The following is a 19,743-nucleotide window of genomic DNA, read 5'->3' on the forward strand; positions in this document are numbered from 1 at the left end:
TTTGTGGACAGCTAATCAGCTACCACCGCAAGGCGCCCACACAAGTCACCTGCGCACACTGTCAAAGATCAATCACTTGCAACCTTCTTTTGAAGATCGCCCCGAAGCATTTCGTCCCGGGTGAGCCGCCCATTCTACATCTCTTAATGCTTCCGTCAACACCCAAATTCGAAATTGTTGTCGGGGTTTTTCGGGGAACCTTCGCGAAGGGCTTGTCTCGTCGAAGGGGGTGAAATCATAGCGCCGGTTTACAGTCCTGTGAAGGGGCGAAAGCACAATCTGCGCAAAAATTTCGCGCAGAGAGCGAAACACAAGGAGGACACCGTCACTAGCCCGCCCGGCTAGCGCGGACTCAAATACTAGGAAAGCCTGCCCAGACCGGAACTACTTCATAGTATCCGGCAGACGCGCAGGCACCTTACCGGATCTATCTACTTGTCCCACCTGGCCGGCTTCATGCACAGGCACGTAGCCGACGCGATAGGGAATCAACGCCTCGGGAAGCATCTTTTCCAACGCGTCCCAATCGTCTTCGAAAGGAATGAATTGCTGCATGGCCGTGCCTCGGGGGTGGGTTCCGCACGGAAACCATTGCAGCAGAGAGAAAAGCCGGAGCGCTGGCGAAATCGGGCGATTTGCAGGCAGCGCGCGGCGGAATCAGTCGATCACGACCATCTCGAAGTCGCTTTTGGTCGCACCGCAATCAGGGCAGGTCCAGGTATCGGGCACATCTTCCCAACGCGTGCCGGGTTCGATGCCCTCGTCCGGCAGCCCTTCGGCCTCGTCATAAATGAAGCCGCAGACCACGCACATCCATTTGCGCAAGGTGGTTTCGGTGGAAATTTGGTTCATAGGGACTCGCTAGATCAGAGTTAACGGCACATTCTCGCAACTCCTCCGGCGATGCGAAAGCGGCCATGCAGGTCTTTTATCCGGCCTGCTTGAACATAGCGTCACACCCTTGCGCATACGACTGGCAGTCAACGGACATCGCCCGGAAAATGGCGGCCTTCCCGACGCAGTCCAAGCGTCACCGATTGCCCCTGCCCATCGAGTTGCTGCCAATGACCAACCATGAACTTTTTCAGCGCGCCCTCAAACTGCTGCCCGGCGGCGTGAATTCTCCGGTCCGCGCGTTCAAATCCGTCGGGGGCGAGCCTTTTTTCACCGCACGCGCCGAGGGCGCCTATCTGTGGGACGTGGACGGCAAGCGTTATATCGACTACGTCGGCTCATGGGGCCCGATGATCGTGGGGCACAACCATCCACACGTGCGCGAAGCGGTCGAGCGCGCGGTACGGAATGGCTTGTCATTCGGCACCCCCTGCCCGGCCGAAGTGCTGATGGCAGAAACCATCACACGCCTAGTGCCCTCCATAGAGATGGTGCGCATGGTGAATTCCGGTACCGAAGCGACCATGTCGGCCATCCGCCTGGCGCGCGGCGCCACCGGGCGCAACAAGATCGTGAAGTTCGAAGGCTGCTATCACGGGCATGGCGACAGCTTTCTAGTGAAAGCCGGCTCTGGCGCGCTGACGTTCGGCGTACCGACGTCACCCGGTGTACCGACGGCAAACGCCGATCTCACCCTGACCTTACCCTACAACGATCTGCAAGCGGCCCAAACACTGTTTGCGGAACATGGCCGCGATATTGCCGGCCTGATCATCGAGCCGGTCGCCGGCAATATGAACTGCATTCCGCCGCAGGAAGGCTACCTGCAAGCCCTGCGCGAGCTTTGCACACGCCACGGCGCCCTGCTGATTTTTGACGAAGTGATGACCGGATTCCGCGTCGCGCTCGGCGGCGCGCAGGCGCTGTATGGGATCAAGCCAGACCTGTCCACCTTCGGCAAGATCATTGGCGGCGGCATGCCAGTGGGCGCCTACGGTGGACGCCGCGACCTGATGGAACAGATTGCACCGGCCGGCCCGATCTACCAAGCTGGCACCCTGAGTGGAAACCCGGTTGCGATGGCTGCTGGCCTGGCCATGCTCGAGCTGGTGCAAGCACCCGGGTTCTACGAGAGGCTGGCTGCACGCACGCGCCTGCTGACCGACGGTTTGCAAGCAGTGGCCGATGGCGAGGGCGTTCCATTCAGTACCAACCGGGTGGGCGGCATGTTCGGACTGTTCTTCACGCACGAAACGGTGAGCAGCTACGCGCAGGCCACGGCGGCCGATACGGCGATGTTCAACCGCTTCTTCCAGAGCATGCTCGAGCACGGCGTATTCCTTGCGCCAAGCGCATTCGAAGCCGGTTTTCTCTCTTCCGCGCACAGCGATGAGGACATCGCCGCCACTCTGGATGCAGCACGCACCTCCATGCGGCTGGCACGCGCAGGCTGATCGCCAATGCAAGGACGCACACCCTTTCCCGATCGATTCCACCCCGCCAGGCAAGGCGGATGGCGGGCGCGCTGGTTTCACATCATTTTCGGACACGATGATGCGCCCGGCCGCCGCTTCGACGTTCTGCTGATCATCGCCATCCTGGGCAGCATCGTGGTGGCGATGCTGGATACCGTTGCAGAAGCGCATGCGCGATACGGCGGGATCTTCTACGCGCTGGAATGGGCGTTCACCCTGCTCTTCACGCTCGAATATGTGATGCGCATCGTGGTGGTCGATCGTCCGTGGCGCTACATGCGCAGCTTCTTCGGCATGGTCGATTTCCTGGCCGTGCTACCCACGTGGATAAGCTTGATCGCAGTGGGCAGCCAATATCTGTTGGTGGTGCGCGCGCTGCGCATCCTGCGCATCTTCCGCATCCTCAAGCTGACGCGCTATGTCGGTGAGGCGGATTTGCTCTGGTACACGCTGTTGCGCGCACGACGAAAAGTCCTGGTGTTCTTCAGCACCATTCTTACCTTGGTGCTGATCTTCGGCGCATTGATGTACTTGATCGAAGGCCCGGAAGACGGCTTCACCTCGATTCCCACTTCATGTATTGGGCAATCGTCACCATGACCACGGTCGGCTTCGGCGACATCACGCCGAAAACCGCGTTGGGGAAATTGCTGACGTCACTGATCATCTTGATCGGCTACAGCATCATCGCCGTGCCCACCGGCATTTTTACGGCGGAATTGGCAGCCAGCATGCGCTCACGGCGCAAACATGTGCCCTGCCCCCACTGCGGCCAGATCGATCATGAAAGCGATGCATCGCATTGCCGGCTATGCGGCACATCGTTGTTCGAGAGTGAGGATTGAAGCCCAGAGAGGGGGAAACATGAGTTCCCCTCCGCTGTTTGCTTCACCAGCTTCCAACATTGGGCATGGATGCCCACGGCTCCTGCGGAGGCAGATGTCCATCCTGCAGCAGCTCGATCGATATGAGGTCGGGCGAACGCACGAACGCCATATGTCCATCGCGCGGCGGACGGCTGATGGTGTAACCCATCGATTGCAGGTGCGCGCAGGTCGCATAGATATCGCGCACCTGGAACGCTAAATGGCCGAAATTGCGTGCCGAGCCATAATCTTCTTCCGAGCCCCAGTTATACGTCAGCTCGACTTCCGCGCCAGGGCTTTCCGGCGCAGCAAGGTACACCAGGGTGAACTTGCCTTGCGGCACTTCCATGCGACGCACCTCTTTCAAGCCAAGCCCTTCGCAGTAGAAACGAAGCGACGCATCCAGGTCGCGCACGCGAACCATGCTGTGCAGGTATTTCATGTGATTCTTCCTGAGTGGTTATCCAGAACTATTTCGCCACGAAAGCACGCAAAGCGACGTGCAGACGCGACAGACCCTCGGACAACTCCTCATCACTGATGTTCAGCGGCGGCACGAAACGCAAGACGTCCGGCCCTGCCTGCAACACGAGTAGGCCGTGCGCGGCGGCCATGTCGAGCACTTCGCCCGCTTTACCGCGATAAGCCTCTGCCAGCACGGCGCCCAGCATCAGGCCGCGCCCGCGCACGTCGGAAAACACGCTCAGTTCCGCACCGATCGACTTCAGCGCTTCCTGCAACGCGGCGGACTGGCGCTGCACGTTAGCCAGCAGTTTCGGCGATGACAATTTACGCAGCGCAGCGCGCGCAACAGCGGCAGCCATGGGATTGCCGCCAAAAGTGGTGCCATGAGCACCAAATTGCATCACTTGCGCCACCTTCGGGCCAGCCAGCATCGCGCCGATCGGGAAGCCGCAACCCAGCGCCTTCGCGAGCGTCACGATATCCGGCGTGACGCCATCTTGCGTATGCGCGAACAGCGTACCGGTGCGACCCATGCCGCATTGAATTTCATCGAGCACCAGCAACGCGCCATGCGCATCGCAGAGTTCGCGCACGCGCTTGATAAAACCAGGCGCCGCCGGCAGCACACCGCCTTCGCCTTGCACCGGCTCCAGCATCACGGCGGCGACATCGCCCGCCGCAAAGGCCGCTTCGAGCGCGGCAACATCGTTGAAGTCCAAATAACGGAAACCGCCCGGCAGCGGCTCATAGCCTTCCTGATATTTCGGTTGCGCCGTGGCGGTGACCGTGGCGAGGGTGCGCCCGTGAAACGAACCGCGAAAGGTAATAATCATCCGCTGCTCCGGCGCACGGCCCTGCTCCGCTGCCCATTTGCGCACCAGCTTGATCGCCGCTTCATTCGCTTCGGCGCCGGAGTTGCACAGAAATACGCGCTCGGCAAAACCGGACGCTTCCACCAACTCTTGCGCCAGATGCAGCGGCGGCTCGGTGTAGAACACGTTGCTGCTGTGCCAAAGCTTCTGCGCTTGCGCCGTCAAGGCCGCCAGCAGATCCGGATCCTGATGGCCCAGGGCATTGACCGCGATGCCCGCACCAAAGTCGATGTAGTCGCGCTGCTCGGTATCCCACACGCGGGCGCCCTTGCCTCGGTCGAGCACCAGCTCGCGCGGCTTGTAGACGGGTAACCAATAGCGCTTGCCAAGATCGACGAGGGACGACACCGCAGACTCCTGTAGTGAATACATGCATGGCTCTTGGCCCGGCCGCAGCCACGCCAAGAGGATAAGAACGTAAAAAAAACGGGGGAAGAGGCATCCTAGCAGCAAGCTTTCCGCGCCAACATACGCCAGCGTTGTCCAGCCCGACGCGATCTGTACCAAAACGGTTACATCAGCTGAAAATCGCTTCACGGCGCCCTCCATCGACACACCGCTTTCCAACCCACTGTAACAACCGTGCACAGAGCGGCCGCTGCGCCATGCGGCGGAAACCTAGGCCAACCCTTCATTTTTCAGGACTTTTTACAGGTGGCACAGGACTTGCCCCTAAACCAGCAGAGGGGAGGCTCATCCAATGGGTACATGCCAGCTATTACGTCGCTGCGCCGATATCCGGATCGCGCTCGTTTGTGCCGGACTGCTCAGCCTGCTGCTTCCCGTGACGGGTTTCGCCGATGGCGCCTGTGTCGTGCAAAAAACCAAGGCTGGTGAAGTCGTCTCCATGGCTCATGCAGCCGGGCAATCCGCCGATCGCGCCTCCATCGCGCTTGGCATGACCGTGGCCAATCACCGCGAGGAACCGCTGAACCAAATGTCGGCAACCACCACAAGCAAGATGAATTACATCGTCGCGACGTCGGCCCTGCACCAGGAATGGTCGGGCAACCGCGTAGACAACCTCGCCATGGAGATTTCGAACCCGTAATGGCAAGAAAAGAACGCGCCGTCGCAAGACGGCAATGAGGGCGGTAACCCGGCGACATGCCGCCGGGCACCATGTGGAAGCCCCCGGCTCGTCCCCTGCGAGCCGGGGGTCTTCCCTTCGCAGAGTGCCGCCTGCACCGGATGTCATCCGTTGCGCGTAGATTTCGAATGGCTGCAAGCCATGCCCCTCTCACTGCGGGAGAGGGGCTTTTTTAACGGCTCAGTGCAGGTCTTCCAGCACCAGCTGATGCTTCTTGCATAACCGGTAGATCGTCACGCGCGATACCTTCAAGCGCCGCGCACATTCGCTGATGTTGAAGCGCGTTTCGCGCAGGCACGCCATCACCGCATCGCGTTCGGCCGACGTACGCATCAAGCCCAGGCTGGAGTGCCCTGCGCGCGGTGCCACCACATCTTCCAGATCCAGATCGGCCACGCTGATCTGCGCACCTTCGGCTACCACGGCCGCACGCTGCACGCGGTTGAGCAACTCGCGCACATTGCCCGGCCACGCGAAGTCTCGCAGCGCCTTGCGCGCGACCGCACTGAACGTGCGTGCGTGACAATCATGTTGCTTGCGGAAGCTATCCAGGAATATCTGCGCCAGTTGCAGCACATCGTCGGCACGCTCGCGCAACGCCGGCATACGCAGGCGCAACACGTTGAGGCGGTAATACAAGTCCTCGCGGAACCGGCCTTGCGCCACCGCCTTTTCAAGATCCACGTGCGTGGCGGCAAGCACGCGCACATCCAGCTTGATCGATTGCGTGGAACCCACACGTTCCAGCGTGCCTTCCTGCAGCAGGCGCAACAGGCTCATCTGCGCATCGGGCGGCAGATCGCCGACTTCATCCAGAAACACCGTGCCGCCCGCCGCTGCCTCGAAATGGCCGATGCGTCGAGCGTTGGCACCGGTGAACGAGCCGCGCTCATGTCCGAACAACTCCGACTGCACGAGATTGGCCGGCAACGCGCCGCAATTGATGGCCACAAAGGGATGCTCGCGGCGCGGCGACAGCTTGTGCAAGGCGCGCGCAGCCACTTCCTTGCCCGTGCCGGTTTCGCCGGTGATCAGCACCGGCAAATCCACCGGCGCGTATTTACGCAAGCTCGCCACCACCGACATCATCGCCGGGCTGGTGCCGGTAATGCCCGGCACGTCGGTATGCGCAATCACCGGCGGCGTTGCATCGCCCGCCAGCTTGCCGAGCGTTTCAACCAAACGCTGCAGGTCGATCGGCGCGGTGAAGAAATCGATGCTGGCACGAAGCACACGCTCCACTTCCGGCGCCTGCACCGACGTCTCCGCGGACAGCAACGCCAGCCATGGGATACGCGGATGATCGGCCATCAACCTGGCCATGCTGTGCAAAGCCTCAACATCGGCCATGCGCATGTCCGCCATGGCCACGACGATATCGCCTCGCCGAATACCGACACCGCCTCCCGTTGCATTCGCGTCCGCAACTCGCGTATGCCAGCCTGCCTGCGCCAAACGCGCTCGTTCTGTACTCGTCGGCTCCCCGAACCACACTAAACAGCGGATCGACGTATCGCTGATCATCGCAACGCCTCCCTCAGGTGGCTGGCCCACAGCACCTGCTACGTCCCGCAACAGGTCATCGCCCCCGCGCCTGTGGCCAGCATGTGTCGAAAACGCGACACCGTTCACGGAATATACACCGGAAATTCTTAAGTGATCACTCTTTAAGCAAACTAAATTCCCCAGGCCGACCAGTAAACCGGCAAGAGCAGGCTACCGATCCTAATCAACGATGGCGGCGAGCTGATGACAGCTGGCTTCTTGAACGCGTCAGTTCAGGAAGAGATCGGGCAGCAGCGGCGTGCCGGGTTGACAAGCGTACTGGTCGAAGCCGCACATGCCGGCTTCGCGCAATACCTCCTCATCGATCGCGAAGCGTCCCGTGCATTCGCGGGCCGGTTGAGTCAGCAGCGCATGAGCCGCATCCGCGACAATCTCAGGGCGACGGCATTGCTCGGGTTTGACGCCATCGATCATGGCAATGGCTGCCGTGGCAATAACTGTCTTCGGCCACAGCGCATTCACGGCGATACCCATGGCTGCGAATTCCGCGCTCATGCCAAGCACGCACAGGCTCATACCGTACTTGGCGATGGTGTAGGCCGTATGCGGGGCGAACCATTTCGAATCGAGATTCGGCGGCGGCGCCAGCATCAGCACATGCGGATTGCTAGCCTTCTTCAGATACGGCAGGCACGCCTGCGTCACCATGAAGGTGCCGCGCGTATTCACCTGGTGCATGAGATCGAAGCGCTTCATCGGCGTGCCTTCGGTGCCGGCAAGCCAGATGGCGCTGGCATTGTTGATCACGATGTCAATGCCGCCGAAGCGTTCCACCGCTTGCGCCACCGCGGCGCGCACCTCGTCTTCTTCGCGAATGTCCACTTTCAACGCCAACGCCTTGCCGCCCGCCGCCTCCACCTCGGCCGCCGCGGTGTGGATCGTTCCGGGAAGCTTAGGATTGGGCACGCCGCTCTTGGCGGCAATCACGATATTGGCGCCATCACGCGCAGCGCGCAGCGCGATGGCAAGGCCAATGCCGCGCGACGCGCCAGTGATGAACAAGGTTTTTCCGGCGAGATTCTGCATAGGGTCTAAGCCTTCTGAAAGCGCGGCAGGATATCGCGCAAGATCGTCAAACGCTGCAATGGATCGGTCATCTCCAACAGCTGTTGCTGTTCTTCGCGCGCCAACGGCAACAATTCCGCCAACCGAAAGCCGACCCAGCCGGCATCGTCATAGGAGGCACGCGGCGCATGGCGCCAATGCGGCCCCATCGTTTCAATCAAACGTTCAAGGATGGTCTGCAACAGGGAGAATTCCACCGGCACCTCTTGCGGCGTTTCATCCGGCCACAGCTGCACGTCGCCGCGCAGCAAACCATCCGAGCGTGCGCGTGTGCGCACGACGCGAAAACGGCTGCCACCTTCCGCGGCGATACCCAGCAAGCCATCGTCGCGGTGACTGAAATCCACGATGCGCGCCAACGTGCCGATCGCCGCCGGCCGCGCCGGCGAGCCAACCTCGGCGCCGTCCAGAATCAAACAGACGCCGAATGCCGTACCGCTGCGCGTGCATTCGCGCACCATGTCCAGATAACGCTGCTCGAAGATGCGCAACTGCAGCTGGCCGCCCGGATACAGCACGGTACCGAGCGGAAACAAAGGGACGTCCATCGTAGGGAGTTGGGCAGCCATGCGCCGCATATTAGCCACTGGACGTGTCATATCGCACACGGCAGAGTGCACCGGAACCCACGCAGGAAGCTCCATCAGATGTCCGTCACACCACTGGCTACCGTCATGTCTCCCGCCCCACCCCTCGCGCAGCAGGCATCCGTTTCGCCCGTGCTGGAGGTTCGCGGCCTGGATAAATCCTTCAAGAAGCGCGACGTATTGAGGTCATTGGATTGGAGCGTGCCCAGTGGACGCGTGATCGGCCTGCTCGGACGCAACGGCGCAGGCAAGACCACCTTGCTGCGCTGCCTGCTGGGCCTGTCGCCGATCGATGGCGGCAACATCCGCTTGTTTGGCGAACCGATGCTGGAACCGGGCGGCGAGCGCATGCATCGCATCGGTTTCGTGCCGCAGACCTTCGATCTGTTTCCATGGATGAAGGTGCGCGCCTATCTCGATTTCGCCGCCGCGTTCTACGCACGCTGGAACCACGAGCTGGTCGAACGCCTGCTCACGAATTGGGAACTGGACATCAAGCAGAAGATCGGCGAACTCTCGCAAGGCCAGCGACAAAAGCTGGCCATCGTGCGCGCGATCGCGCCCGATCCGGATTTGCTCGTGCTGGACGAACCGGTAGCCAGCCTCGATCCCCAGGCACGCCGCGCCTTCATGGGCGAATTGCTGACGCTGATGCGCGCGCCGGGCAAGACGGTGATCTTTTCTACGCACATCACCGCCGATCTGGAACGCGCCGATGCGGATATCGCGTTATTGCGTGACGGACGCATCCAATTCATGCGTCCACTCGCCGAACTGCGCGAGCGGTTGAAGCGCGTGGTGTTCGCGCGCCCCCAAGGCTGGACCGAGGCGCCGGTCGTGGCCGGCAGTCTAAAGTCACACGTGCAGGGCGAACAAGCCGTACTGCTGGTGGAAGATCCGATGATGGATAGCCTGCATGCGCTCGCCGTGCGCGAAAGCGCCACCGTGCACGTCGAGACGCCTACGCTGGAAGATCTGTTCGTGGAGCTGGCATGAGCGTCGCCTGGCAGCTTTGGCTGCAATTGTTCCGCCGCACGCCGGTGCTGGTGGTGCTGGCGAACTTGCTGCGCCTGGCCGCGGCGTATTTTGCGGTGCGTTGGCTGCTTGGTGATGAGGAACTCGTCCTTATGGCCGCCACGTTGTTCGGCGTGGCGACGTGGATGTGGCATACCGGCCAGGGTTATCAGCTGCGCAGCGTCTGCGTGCCGGAAAGTTTTTTGTTGCCGGATTTCCGCCGTCGGCTATTGGAATATGGGGCTATCGACGTCGCGATGTGGGTGACGCTGCCCGTGATCATTGCCGCCATCGGTGGCGCGCCGCACCTTTCGCTTATCGCCGGCGGCTTGCTGGTCATCGCCGCCGCGGGTCTGCTGATGGGCAGCAATCCGCGCACCGGCGCCTATATCTGGCCGTTTTTCATTGTGCTGGGTTGGGTGCCATCCTTGGCGAATACCGTGTTCAAGGCTTCGCTGCACTCGCCATGGACGCCATGGCTGCTGCTGGCCATCGCTGCCTTGTTGCTGCGCTTCAGCCTTGCACCGCTGCTGCGCATCGAGGATCGCGAAACCGAAGCATCGCCCTTGGAAAGCACCAGCCTTGGCCGCACGCAAACACGCGTTGCACCCGGCGAGCCGCGACGCCTTGGCCTGTTCGGCAAACGCATCACCGCCATGTATGAGCGGCTGGCCGAACGCGCCTTGCAGCGCGCGCTGACGGCCTATCAGCGCCAGCCAAGTTTTCAGCGACGCATGGTGCTGGTGCGACGGCTATTACTGCCGAACGACAATCCCGAGGCCATTGCGTTGCGCATCGCCTTGGTGGCGGTGATCGTCTGTTTTTATTTCGTCGCGGTGATGCATCGCCAGCATTTCAATCCGGTGGTCGTCGGCGCCTACGCCATCATGCTGAGCATCTCGCGTTTTCCGCAATTGAACGTCGGCATGGTGCGCATGCGGCCGAACATGGCCGATCTTTACCTGACGTTGGCGCCAGAGACACGCGCCGAGTATCAGCAAACCATGTCGGATGCGCTGCTTATCCTGGTACCGATCAGCCTGCTCACCGCACTCGTCTACACCGCGCTCGGCGCCGTGCTGGTGCATGCGCCGGATCCATGGCACATGCTGTTCGTGGCGACGATCGTTTCACTGGCCACCAGCCTGGCGGCGCTTGCCTTGCATCTGATCGGGCCGGAAGGCAGCACGGGCCGCACCATCGTCAATCTCGTGGTGATGTTCGGGGCGATGGCGGTGTACTGGGGCGGTTATTGGCTGGTAAGCGCTATCGGCTATGCGATCGGTGGCGGATTGCTCGCGCTGGTCGCGTTGGGTTTTGGCGCAGGCGTGTGGCTTGCCGCGCAACGCGAGTATGTGTCGCGAGCACCGCGGTTCGATGCGCCGATCGGCTGAGGCAGGGTGGGCTGGTGCAGCGTAACCCAACGTCTCCGCGCGACGTCGTTGGGTTAACCCCAAAGGCGCTCACTATAAGCATCGTCGCCCCCAACTTTCGCTGGGGCGACGGATTCAAAGTTTTCGCAGCGAGGTAGGTTGGGGTGCGGACCCCAACGTGCTCTGCCCGACACGCAAGAGCGTTGGGGTTCGCACCCCAACCTACACGCTATCGGCTGACGGTTACGAATCGAGCGCTTCGACGAAGCGGCGCGGCGCGTTTTCGAAACCGCCGTTGGACATGAAGACGACGTGATCGCCCGCGCGAGTTTTTGCTTTCAGCGCGGCAAGCAGCTCCTCGACGGTGGGCGCCGTGCTGGCACGTCCGTGCAAGGCATCGGTCACGCGTCGGGCATCCCACGGCAATTCCGGGCGGTGCAGAAACACCACCGCATCGGCATCGGCCAGTGAAGGCGCCAAGGCTTCGGCATGCGCGCCCAGGCGCATGGAATTGGAGCGCGGTTCCAATGCCACCAGGATGCGTGCCTTGCCTACTTTGGCGCGCAAGCCGGCCAGCGTAGTGGCGATGGCGGTGGGGTGATGCGCAAAGTCGTCGTAGACGCGCACGCCATCGACCTCACCAACCACTTCCATGCGGCGCTTGACGCTCTGGAACTTGCCGAATGCCGGCAACAATGCACGCGGATCAGCGCCTGCCGCTGTCGCGGCGGCGAGTGCAGCGAGCGCATTCATCACGCTGTGATCGCCAAGCAGCGGCCAGTTCACTTCGCCGATCGCTTCACCTTTGTACTCAACCGCGAAGTGCGAGCCATCTGCTTCGATCAAGCACGCCTGCCAATCACCCTTGCCGATGCCGAACGTTTCCACCGGCGTCCAGCAGCCCATCGCCAGCACTTCCGCAAGATACGCATCGTGCGCGTTGACGATCAATTTGCCGTTGCCTGGCACCGTGCGTACAAGATGATGAAACTGGCGCTGGATCGAGGCGACATCCGGAAAGATGTCGGCGTGGTCGTATTCGAGGTTATTGAGGATCGCAATGCGCGGACGGTAATGCACGAACTTGGAGCGCTTATCGAAAAACGCGCTGTCGTATTCGTCGGCCTCGATCACGAAATGCCTGCCCTGCCCCAGCCGCGCGGAGATACCGAAGTTGCCGGGCACGCCGCCGATCAGGAAGCCGGGTGCCAAGCCTGCGCTATCGAGCAGATGCGCCAGCAGGCTGGTGGTGGTCGTCTTGCCGTGCGTACCGGCCACGGCCAGCACTTCGCGCTCGGCCAGCAAACGCTCGCCTAGCCATTGCGGGCCAGATACGTAACGCAACTGCTCGTTGAGCATGTATTCCACGGCGGAATTGCCGCGCACCATCGCATTGCCGACGATGACCAGGTCGGGCGCCGGTTGCAGGTATTGGGCTTTGTAGCCCTGCATCAACTCGATGCCGAGTGCTTCGAGCTGCGTGCTCATCGGCGGGTAAACGTTGGCGTCGGAGCCTTCTACCGTTTCGCCGACTTCGCGTGCCAAGGCGGCGACGCCGCCCATGAAGGTGCCGCAGATACCGAGGATGTGCAGACGCATGAATAGCCCGTGGGGTCTTTAAGCCCTCTCCTCGCGAGGAGAGGTAATACAGATCAACTGTTCGCCGCCACTGTCTCGTTCGCCAGCACGCGCTTCACGCGTGCCGTGACGTCATCCAGCTCACCCACGCCGTCGACCACCTGCAGCTTGCCCAGGCGCGCATAGAAGTCGGCCACCGGGGCCGTCTGTTCGGCGTAGACCTTCAAACGATCGCGCACGACCACCGGATCGTCATCTTTGCGATGCTCGGCGGCGAAACGGATTTCGCAGCGCTTGATGATCACTTCGCTCGGCACTTCCAGTTTCACCACGGCATCCAGCGGCTGGCCGATCTTGGTCAGCAGGTGATCCAGCGCATCGGCCTGCGCGAGGTTGCGCGGATAGCCATCGAGAATGAAGCCGGGCCGCGTGTCGGGTTCAGCCAAACGTTCTTCCAGCATGCCGAGCAGGATGTCATCGGAGACCAGCTGGCCGGCGTCCATGACTGCCTTGGCTTTCATACCCAGTGGTGTCCCCGCTTTCACCGCCGCACGCAGCATGTCGCCGGTCGAAATGTGCGGCACGCCGAGATCGGCCTTCAGCCGAGCAGCCTGGGTACCCTTGCCCGAGCCGGGCGCGCCAAGAAGGACAAGTCGCATAAATCTCCACAAGATCCCGGGTTCTGTCGCACACTGCGGCAGTTCCCCGAGACTCCTTAGATGAATGCCGGTCAAGGTAGCGTCTGCGGGGGGTGGCGTCAAACGACAAACGCCTCGAATTCACAGCAACTGCTTGATAAATATGTGTTCCGTGACTGAAGTCGAATTGTCATATGCCTTCGGAGAAAGCAGCCCATGAAGTCGAAAGCACGTTCCGTTACCGGTCGCCTGTTGTATGCCCAGTCCGGCGGCGTCACCGCCGTGATCAATGCCACGGCCGCAGGCGTGATCCAGACGGCACGCGCCCACCGCATTCCGGTGTACGCGGCGCACAACGGCATCCTGGGCGCATTGCGTGAGCAATTGATCGACACCACCAAGGAGACGGCGTCCGCCATTGCCGCACTCAGGCACACGCCGGGCGGTGCGTTCGGCTCTTGCCGTTACAAGCTGAAATCGCTGGACGCCAACCGCGCCGAGTACGAGCGGCTGATCGAGGTGTTCCGCGCCCACGATATCCGCTGGTTTCTCTACAACGGCGGCAACGATTCGGCCGACACGGCGCTGAAGATTTCGCAGCTCGGCCAAAGCATGGATTACGACATTCGCTGCATTGGCGTGCCCAAGACGGTGGACAACGATCTGGCAGTGACCGACTGCTGTCCAGGCTTCGGTTCGGTGGCGAAATACACGGCGGTGTCCACGTTGGAGGCAAGCCTGGATGTCGCCTCCATGGCTGACACGTCCACCAAGGTGTTCATTCTGGAAGTGATGGGCCGCCATGCCGGCTGGATCGCCGCCGCCTCGGGCCTGGCCGGCGAAGGCAACAGTGCTCCGCCGCACATCATCCTGTTCCCCGAACGCGTGTTCGACGAAGCCGCGTTTCTCGCCAGGGTGAAAGCCACGGTGGAACGCGTGGGATGGTGCACGGTGGTGGCCTCCGAAGGCATCAAGAATGCCGAAGGCCAGTTCCTGGCCGAAGCCGGCACGCGCGATGCGTTCGGCCACGCGCAGCTCGGTGGCGTGGCGCCGGTTCTGGCCGCGCTGGTGAAAGAGAAGCTCGGCTACAAATATCACTGGGCGTTGCCGGATTACCTGCAGCGCTCAGCGCGCCACCTGGCGTCCAAGACCGACGCCGATCAAGCCTATGCCGTGGGCAAGGCCGCGGTGGATTACGCGTTGGCCGGCATGAATGCGGTGATGCCAGTGATCGTGCGCACGTCCGACGCACCGTATCGCTGGAAACTGGAGCCGGCGCCGTTGAGCAAGATCGCCAATCACGAGAAGAAGATGCCGGACAAGTTCATCGCACGCGATGGTTTCGGTATCACGCCGGCTGCGCGGCGTTATCTGTCCCCGCTGATTTGTGGCGAAGCGCCACCGCCATATGGGCGCGAAGGCTTGCCCAAGTACGCGTCGCTGAAAAACCATCGAGTGACGACGAAGCTGCCCGCCTTCGCCTGATCTCGCACTTCACGCGATCCACACATCGGGATACGTGTAGATGACGACGGAAGGACGCAGCGATCCATACCATGCACGCGTTGTCGCACCGGCGTGGCCGCTGCGACGCACAACGGATAAATCGCAAACCTCTGTCTATACTGCCCTCCATCAGCTCGCTTCAGATCAATGGCACTAACTTAAGCTGCGCTTCGCTTGAATACGACGAAAGAGCTTCAATCGTCGTCCCGGCGAAGGGCGGGACCCAGCGACTTTTTTAGCTCTTATAAAGTCACTGGGTCCCGCCCTTCGCCGGGGCGACGAGGCTTAAGTTAGTGTCATTGCGCTTCAGATCACTTGGGTTCAACCAACGATGGGGAGGCACCGATGCTGCAGCAGTATGGCTTGTGGATCGCGTTAGCTTGCGCGGTCGTGGCGATCTTGTACGGGGCGTTTTCAGTGCGATGGGTGCTGGCGAAGTCGCCAGGCAACGCACGCATGCAAGAAATTGCCTCGGCTATCCAGGAAGGCGCACGCGCCTACCTCAACCGCCAGTACCGCACGATCGCGCTCGTAGGCGTGGTGTTGCTGGTCATCATCGGGTTCGCCCTGGACTGGGGCACCGCCATTGGCTTCTTGATTGGCGCAGTGCTTTCCGGCGCAACCGGCTACATCGGCATGAACGTCTCGGTGCGCGCCAATGTGCGTACCGCTGAAGCGGCACGCGGGGGATTGGCTGCCGCCTTGAACGTCGCATTCCGCGGCGGCGCGATCACCGGCATGCTGGTGGTGGGCCTGGCCCTGCTTGGCGTGGCAGGCTATTACGCGGTGCTCACACACATGGGCTACGACAACGGCCGCGCCTTGCACGCCATGATCGGCCTGGCTTTCGGTTCGTCGTTGATCTCGATCTTTGCGCGCCTGGGCGGTGGCATTTTCACCAAGGGTGCGGACGTAGGCGCGGATCTGGTCGGCAAAGTCGAAGCCGGTATCCCGGAGGACGATCCGCGCAACCCTGCCGTTATCGCCGATAACGTGGGCGACAACGTCGGCGACTGCGCCGGCATGGCCGCTGACCTGTTCGAAACCTACGCGGTGACGTTGATCGCCAGCATGCTGCTCGGCGGCGTGGTCGGCGAACAGGCCGGCGTGAATGCGGTGCTGTATCCGCTGCTGCTGGGTGGAGCGTCGATCATCGCCTCGGTAATCGGCACATTCTTTGTCCGCGCACGCGGCACGAAGATCATGAATGCGCTGTACATGGGCGTGATGATTTCCGCCGTACTGGCGGCGATCGCGTTCTGGCCGATCACCAAGAACCTGATGGCCGACGCCACGCTGGGTGTCACGCGGCTGTATGGCAGTGCGTTGATCGGGCTGGTGCTGACCGGCGTGATCGTGGTGATCACCGAGTACTACACCGCCACGGAATACGCTCCCGTACGCCATGTGGCGAAGTCGTCCACCACCGGCCATGCGACCAACATCATCGCGGGCCTCGGCGTATCGATGAAATCGACCGCGCTGCCGGTGCTCGCCGTATGCGCCGCGATCTGGGGCGCGTATGCGCTGGCGGGTCTATACGGTATTGCCGTGGCCGCTACCGCGATGCTGTCGATGACCGGCATGGTGGTGGCACTCGATGCATATGGCCCGATCACCGACAACGCCGGCGGCATTGCCGAAATGGCGGAATTGCCGCCGGACGTGCGTGGGGTTACCGACCCGCTCGATGCGGTGGGCAACACCACCAAGGCCGTCACCAAGGGCTACGCCATCGGCTCGGCTGGTTTGGCTGCGTTGGTGCTGTTCGCCGACTACACGCATCACTTGTCGCTGGAGCACGCGGGCACCACGTTTGCCTTCGATCTCTCCGATCACCGCGTGATCGTGGGTCTCTTGATCGGCGGTTTGATCCCGTACCTGTTCGGCGCTATGGCGATGGAAGCCGTGGGCCGCGCCGCGGGTGCCGTGGTGGAAGAAGTGCGCCGCCAGTTCCGCGAGATCAGCGGCATCATGGAAGGCACCACCAAGCCGGATTACTCCCGCGCGGTGGACCTGCTGACCAAGTCGGCGATCAACGAAATGCTGATCCCCTCGCTGTTGCCGGTGCTGGTGCCGATCATCGTCGGCTTCGCGCTCGGCCCGATAGCGCTCGGCGGCCTGTTGATCGGCACCATCGTCACCGGCCTGTTCGTGGCCATTTCGATGACCACCGGCGGCGGTGCCTGGGACAACGCCAAGAAGTACATCGAAGATGGCAACTTCGGCGGCAAAGGCTCCGATGCGCACAAGGCCGCGGTCACCGGCGATACCGTGGGCGATCCTTACAAGGATACCGCCGGCCCCGCGGTAAATCCGCTGATCAAGATCATCAACATCGTGGCACTGTTGCTGATTCCTTTGCTTTGAGTGTCCAGGCATGAAATCAGGGCTGAAGCTTCAGCCCTGATTTGGTCCGCTATGGAGCACCGTAGGCTGGGATGAAATCCCAGCATTGCCATGCATATCGATGCTGGGGATTTCATCCCAGCCTACGTGACTATCCTCCCTCTCCTCCCACTTTCCACACTGGCGTTTTCACGCCAAATTGGCATGCTGGCCGCTCTGCGTGCGTCCGGCACGCATCCACCATGAGAGGGAAGCATGAGTCTGAAAGCATCGATGCGCCTGGCACTGGCACTCGCCGTCATAATGAGCGGCATGACCCAAGCCCAAGACACTCCGGCGCCGGGCGCCGCCGCAAGTTCCGACGATCCTTATCTCTGGCTGGAAGACATCCACAGCACGCGCGCAATGGACTGGGTAACAGCCCAGAACGCCGTCACCCAGAAGCAGTTCGCCGACAACCCTGCTTTTACGCATACACGCGATCGCATCCTGGAAGTGCTCGATTCCGATGCGCGCATTCCCTACGTGGAACGGCGCGGCGATTACCTCTACAACTTCTGGCAGGACAAGGCGCATCCGCGCGGGCTCTGGCGCCGTACCACGCTGGAGGAATACCGCAAGGCCGAACCCAAGTGGGACGTACTGCTGGATGTTGATGCACTCAACAAAACCGAGGGCAAGCGCTGGGTGTTCAAGGGCAGCGATTGCCTGAAACCCGACTACACGCGTTGCCTGCTCAACCTGTCGCCCGATGGCGGCGATGCAGTAGAAGTGCGCGAGTTCGACATTCCCAGCAAGTCGTTCGTGAAAGATGGTTTCACCCTGCCTGTCGCCAAAACCCAGGTCGGCTGGATCGATCAGGATCACATTTATGTTGGCACCGATTTCGGGCCGGGTTCGATGACCACCTCGAGCTATCCGCGCATTGCCAAGGTGTGGAAGCGCGGCACGCCGCTCAGCGCCGCCACCACGGTATACGAAGGCAAGATGGAGGATCTCGCGGTAAGCGCCAATCACGATCGCACGCCGGGATTCGAGCGTGATTTCGTCAGTGTCGCGCACGATTTCTTTCACAGCGATACGTACCAGCTCAAGGACGGCAAGCTGATTCATCTCGACGTGCCGGCAGATGCGGCGATGGTCGATCCGCATCGCGAATGGCTGTTGGTGCAGTTGCGCAATGCGTGGACGGTGGGCGGCAACACGTATCCTTCCGGCGCGCTGATCGCGATCAAGTTCGACGACTTCATGGCCGGCAAGCGCCAATTCACCACGCTGTTCGCACCGGACCGGCACACGGCCTTATCGAACTATGCATGGACGCAGCATCACTTGATTCTCGACATCATGGACGACGTAAAGAGCCGCCTCGACGTGCTCACGCCGAAAGCCGACAGTACCTGGGCACGCGAAGACATGCCCGGCGCACCCACGTTCAGCACCGTCTCGGTCGTAGATACGGACCCGGACCACAGCGACGAATATTGGCTGAGCGTGACCGGTTTTCTGACACCGTCATCGCTGCAACGTGGCGTGCTGGGTGATGGCAACGCGCAGACGATCAAGCAGAGCCCAGCGTTCTTCGACGCATCGAAATACGAGGTAAGCCAGCACTTCGTCACTTCCAAGGACGGCACGCAGGTGCCCTACTTCGAAATCGCCCCGAAGAACCTCAAGCTCGATGGGAGCCATCGCACCCTGCTCTACGGCTACGGTGGTTTCGAGGTTTCGCTGCAGCCGTTCTACAGCGGCAGCATCGGCCGCGCCTGGCTGGATCGCGGTGGCGTCTACGTAATCGCCAACATCCGCGGCGGTGGCGAATACGGTCCGCGCTGGCACCAGGCCGCATTGCAGGCGAATCGCCCGCGTGCCTATGAAGACTTTTCAGCCGTGGCGAGTGACCTGATCAAGCGTGGCGTTACGTCATCCAAGCATCTGGGTGCCGAAGGCGGCAGCAATGGCGGCCTGCTGATGGGCAACATGCTGACGCTCTATCCGCAATTGTTCGGCGCTATCGCCTGCGAAGTGCCGTTGCTGGACATGAAGCGCTACGTGCATCTTTCCGCCGGTGCATCGTGGATTGCCGAATACGGCAATCCGGATGATCCCAAGCAGTGGAACTTCATCAAGACGTTCTCGCCCTATCAGAACGTCAAAGCCGATGCGACTTATCCTTCCGTGCTGTTCTACACCACCACCAGCGACGATCGCGTCGGACCGGTGCAGGCACGCAAGATGGCGGCGAAGATGGAAGGCATGGGCTACAAGAACGTGTGGTTCTACGAGAACACCGAAGGCGGCCACGGCGCCGGCGCGGACAACAAGCAGGCGGCTTACATGCATGCGCTGGCGTATGAGTTCTTGTGGGATCGGTTGAAGTAAGGCATCTCGCACTTAAGCCCTCT

The 19,743-nt window shown here is 61.5% G+C and carries 16 protein-coding genes and 1 pseudogene; 8 read left to right on the forward strand and 9 right to left on the reverse strand.

The features are described from left to right. Positions 1–384: 384 nt before the first annotated feature. On the reverse strand, positions 385–555 hold the full coding sequence (locus VJR68_RS08075; RefSeq protein WP_324147161.1) for a hypothetical protein: 171 nt from the start codon (positions 553–555) through the stop codon (positions 385–387). Positions 556–657: 102 nt separating this feature from the next. Beyond that, a complete protein-coding gene (locus VJR68_RS08080; protein ID WP_324147162.1) occupies positions 658–852 on the reverse strand; it encodes a rubredoxin in 195 nt (64 codons plus the stop codon). A gap of 212 nt (positions 853–1,064) precedes the next feature. Between VJR68_RS08080 and hemL the strand changes: the two genes are divergently transcribed. Together hemL and VJR68_RS08090 are read left to right on the forward strand one after the other, a co-directional pair. Further along, a complete protein-coding gene (hemL, locus tag VJR68_RS08085) occupies positions 1,065–2,348 on the forward strand; it encodes a glutamate-1-semialdehyde 2,1-aminomutase (RefSeq protein ID WP_324147163.1) in 1,284 nt (427 codons plus the stop codon). A gap of 6 nt (positions 2,349–2,354) precedes the next feature. Then, positions 2,355–3,214, forward strand: a pseudogene (locus tag VJR68_RS08090) (ion transporter). Between the two features lie 43 nt (positions 3,215–3,257). On the opposite strand, the gene VJR68_RS08095 reads toward VJR68_RS08090, so the two are convergent. Continuing rightward, the gene (locus VJR68_RS08095) at positions 3,258–3,677 is read right to left on the reverse strand and encodes a VOC family protein (RefSeq protein ID WP_324147164.1); all 420 of its coding nucleotides are present in this window, start codon (positions 3,675–3,677) and stop codon (positions 3,258–3,260) included. 28 nt (positions 3,678–3,705) lie between these two features. Continuing rightward, on the reverse strand, positions 3,706–4,920 hold the full coding sequence (locus VJR68_RS08100; RefSeq protein WP_414647752.1) for an acetylornithine transaminase: 1,215 nt from the start codon (positions 4,918–4,920) through the stop codon (positions 3,706–3,708). A 352-nt stretch (positions 4,921–5,272) separates the two neighbouring features. On the opposite strand from VJR68_RS08100, the gene VJR68_RS08105 reads away from it, so the two are divergent. Beyond that, a complete protein-coding gene (locus VJR68_RS08105) occupies positions 5,273–5,623 on the forward strand; it encodes a hypothetical protein (RefSeq protein WP_324147166.1) in 351 nt (116 codons plus the stop codon). 219 nt (positions 5,624–5,842) lie between these two features. Here the strand turns inward: VJR68_RS08105 and VJR68_RS08110 are convergent, their stop codons facing one another. The 3 genes from VJR68_RS08110 to VJR68_RS08120 form a co-directional block, all read right to left on the reverse strand. Next, positions 5,843–7,186, reverse strand: a complete 1,344-nt coding sequence (locus VJR68_RS08110; RefSeq protein ID WP_324147167.1) for a sigma-54 dependent transcriptional regulator — start codon at positions 7,184–7,186, stop codon at positions 5,843–5,845. A 249-nt stretch (positions 7,187–7,435) separates the two neighbouring features. Next, positions 7,436–8,254, reverse strand: a complete 819-nt coding sequence (locus VJR68_RS08115; RefSeq protein ID WP_324147168.1) for an NAD(P)-dependent oxidoreductase — start codon at positions 8,252–8,254, stop codon at positions 7,436–7,438. A 5-nt stretch (positions 8,255–8,259) separates the two neighbouring features. Then, positions 8,260–8,862, reverse strand: a complete 603-nt coding sequence (locus tag VJR68_RS08120) for an LON peptidase substrate-binding domain-containing protein (RefSeq protein WP_324147169.1) — start codon at positions 8,860–8,862, stop codon at positions 8,260–8,262. A gap of 105 nt (positions 8,863–8,967) precedes the next feature. Here VJR68_RS08120 and VJR68_RS08125 point away from each other — a divergent pair, with 105 nt between their 5' ends. Both VJR68_RS08125 and VJR68_RS08130 read left to right on the forward strand, forming a co-directional pair. Further along, the gene (locus VJR68_RS08125) at positions 8,968–9,876 is read left to right on the forward strand and encodes an ABC transporter ATP-binding protein (protein ID WP_324147170.1); all 909 of its coding nucleotides are present in this window, start codon (positions 8,968–8,970) and stop codon (positions 9,874–9,876) included. Then, entirely contained in the window at positions 9,873–11,288 is a 1,416-nt protein-coding gene (locus VJR68_RS08130) for a hypothetical protein (protein WP_324147171.1), read from the forward strand. The genes VJR68_RS08125 and VJR68_RS08130 overlap by 4 nt, the downstream gene beginning before the upstream one ends. Positions 11,289–11,510: 222 nt before the next feature. Here the strand turns inward: VJR68_RS08130 and mpl are convergent, their stop codons facing one another. After that, positions 11,511–12,866: a UDP-N-acetylmuramate:L-alanyl-gamma-D-glutamyl-meso-diaminopimelate ligase gene (mpl, locus tag VJR68_RS08135; protein ID WP_324147172.1), complete on the reverse strand. Its 1,356-nt coding sequence runs from the start codon at positions 12,864–12,866 to the stop codon at positions 11,511–11,513. A 53-nt stretch (positions 12,867–12,919) separates the two neighbouring features. Continuing rightward, the gene (locus tag VJR68_RS08140) at positions 12,920–13,504 is read right to left on the reverse strand and encodes an adenylate kinase (RefSeq protein ID WP_324147173.1); all 585 of its coding nucleotides are present in this window, start codon (positions 13,502–13,504) and stop codon (positions 12,920–12,922) included. Positions 13,505–13,699: 195 nt separating this feature from the next. On the opposite strand from VJR68_RS08140, the gene VJR68_RS08145 reads away from it, so the two are divergent. The 3 genes from VJR68_RS08145 (at position 13,700) to VJR68_RS08155 (ending at position 19,720) form a co-directional block, all read left to right on the forward strand. After that, positions 13,700–14,968 (forward strand): 6-phosphofructokinase, encoded by a 1,269-nt coding sequence (locus VJR68_RS08145; protein ID WP_324147174.1) that lies wholly within the window; start codon positions 13,700–13,702, stop codon positions 14,966–14,968. A gap of 366 nt (positions 14,969–15,334) precedes the next feature. Continuing rightward, positions 15,335–17,359 carry a sodium-translocating pyrophosphatase gene (locus VJR68_RS08150; RefSeq protein ID WP_324147175.1) on the forward strand — a complete coding sequence of 675 codons (2,025 nt, stop codon included), beginning with the start codon at positions 15,335–15,337 and terminating at the stop codon, positions 17,357–17,359. Positions 17,360–17,593: 234 nt separating this feature from the next. After that, on the forward strand, positions 17,594–19,720 hold the full coding sequence (locus tag VJR68_RS08155) for a prolyl oligopeptidase family serine peptidase (protein WP_414647753.1): 2,127 nt from the start codon (positions 17,594–17,596) through the stop codon (positions 19,718–19,720). Positions 19,721–19,743: the final 23 nt, after the last annotated feature.

This window comes from Dyella sp., from assembly GCF_035277725.1.
GTDB lineage: Bacteria > Pseudomonadota > Gammaproteobacteria > Xanthomonadales > Rhodanobacteraceae > Dyella_B.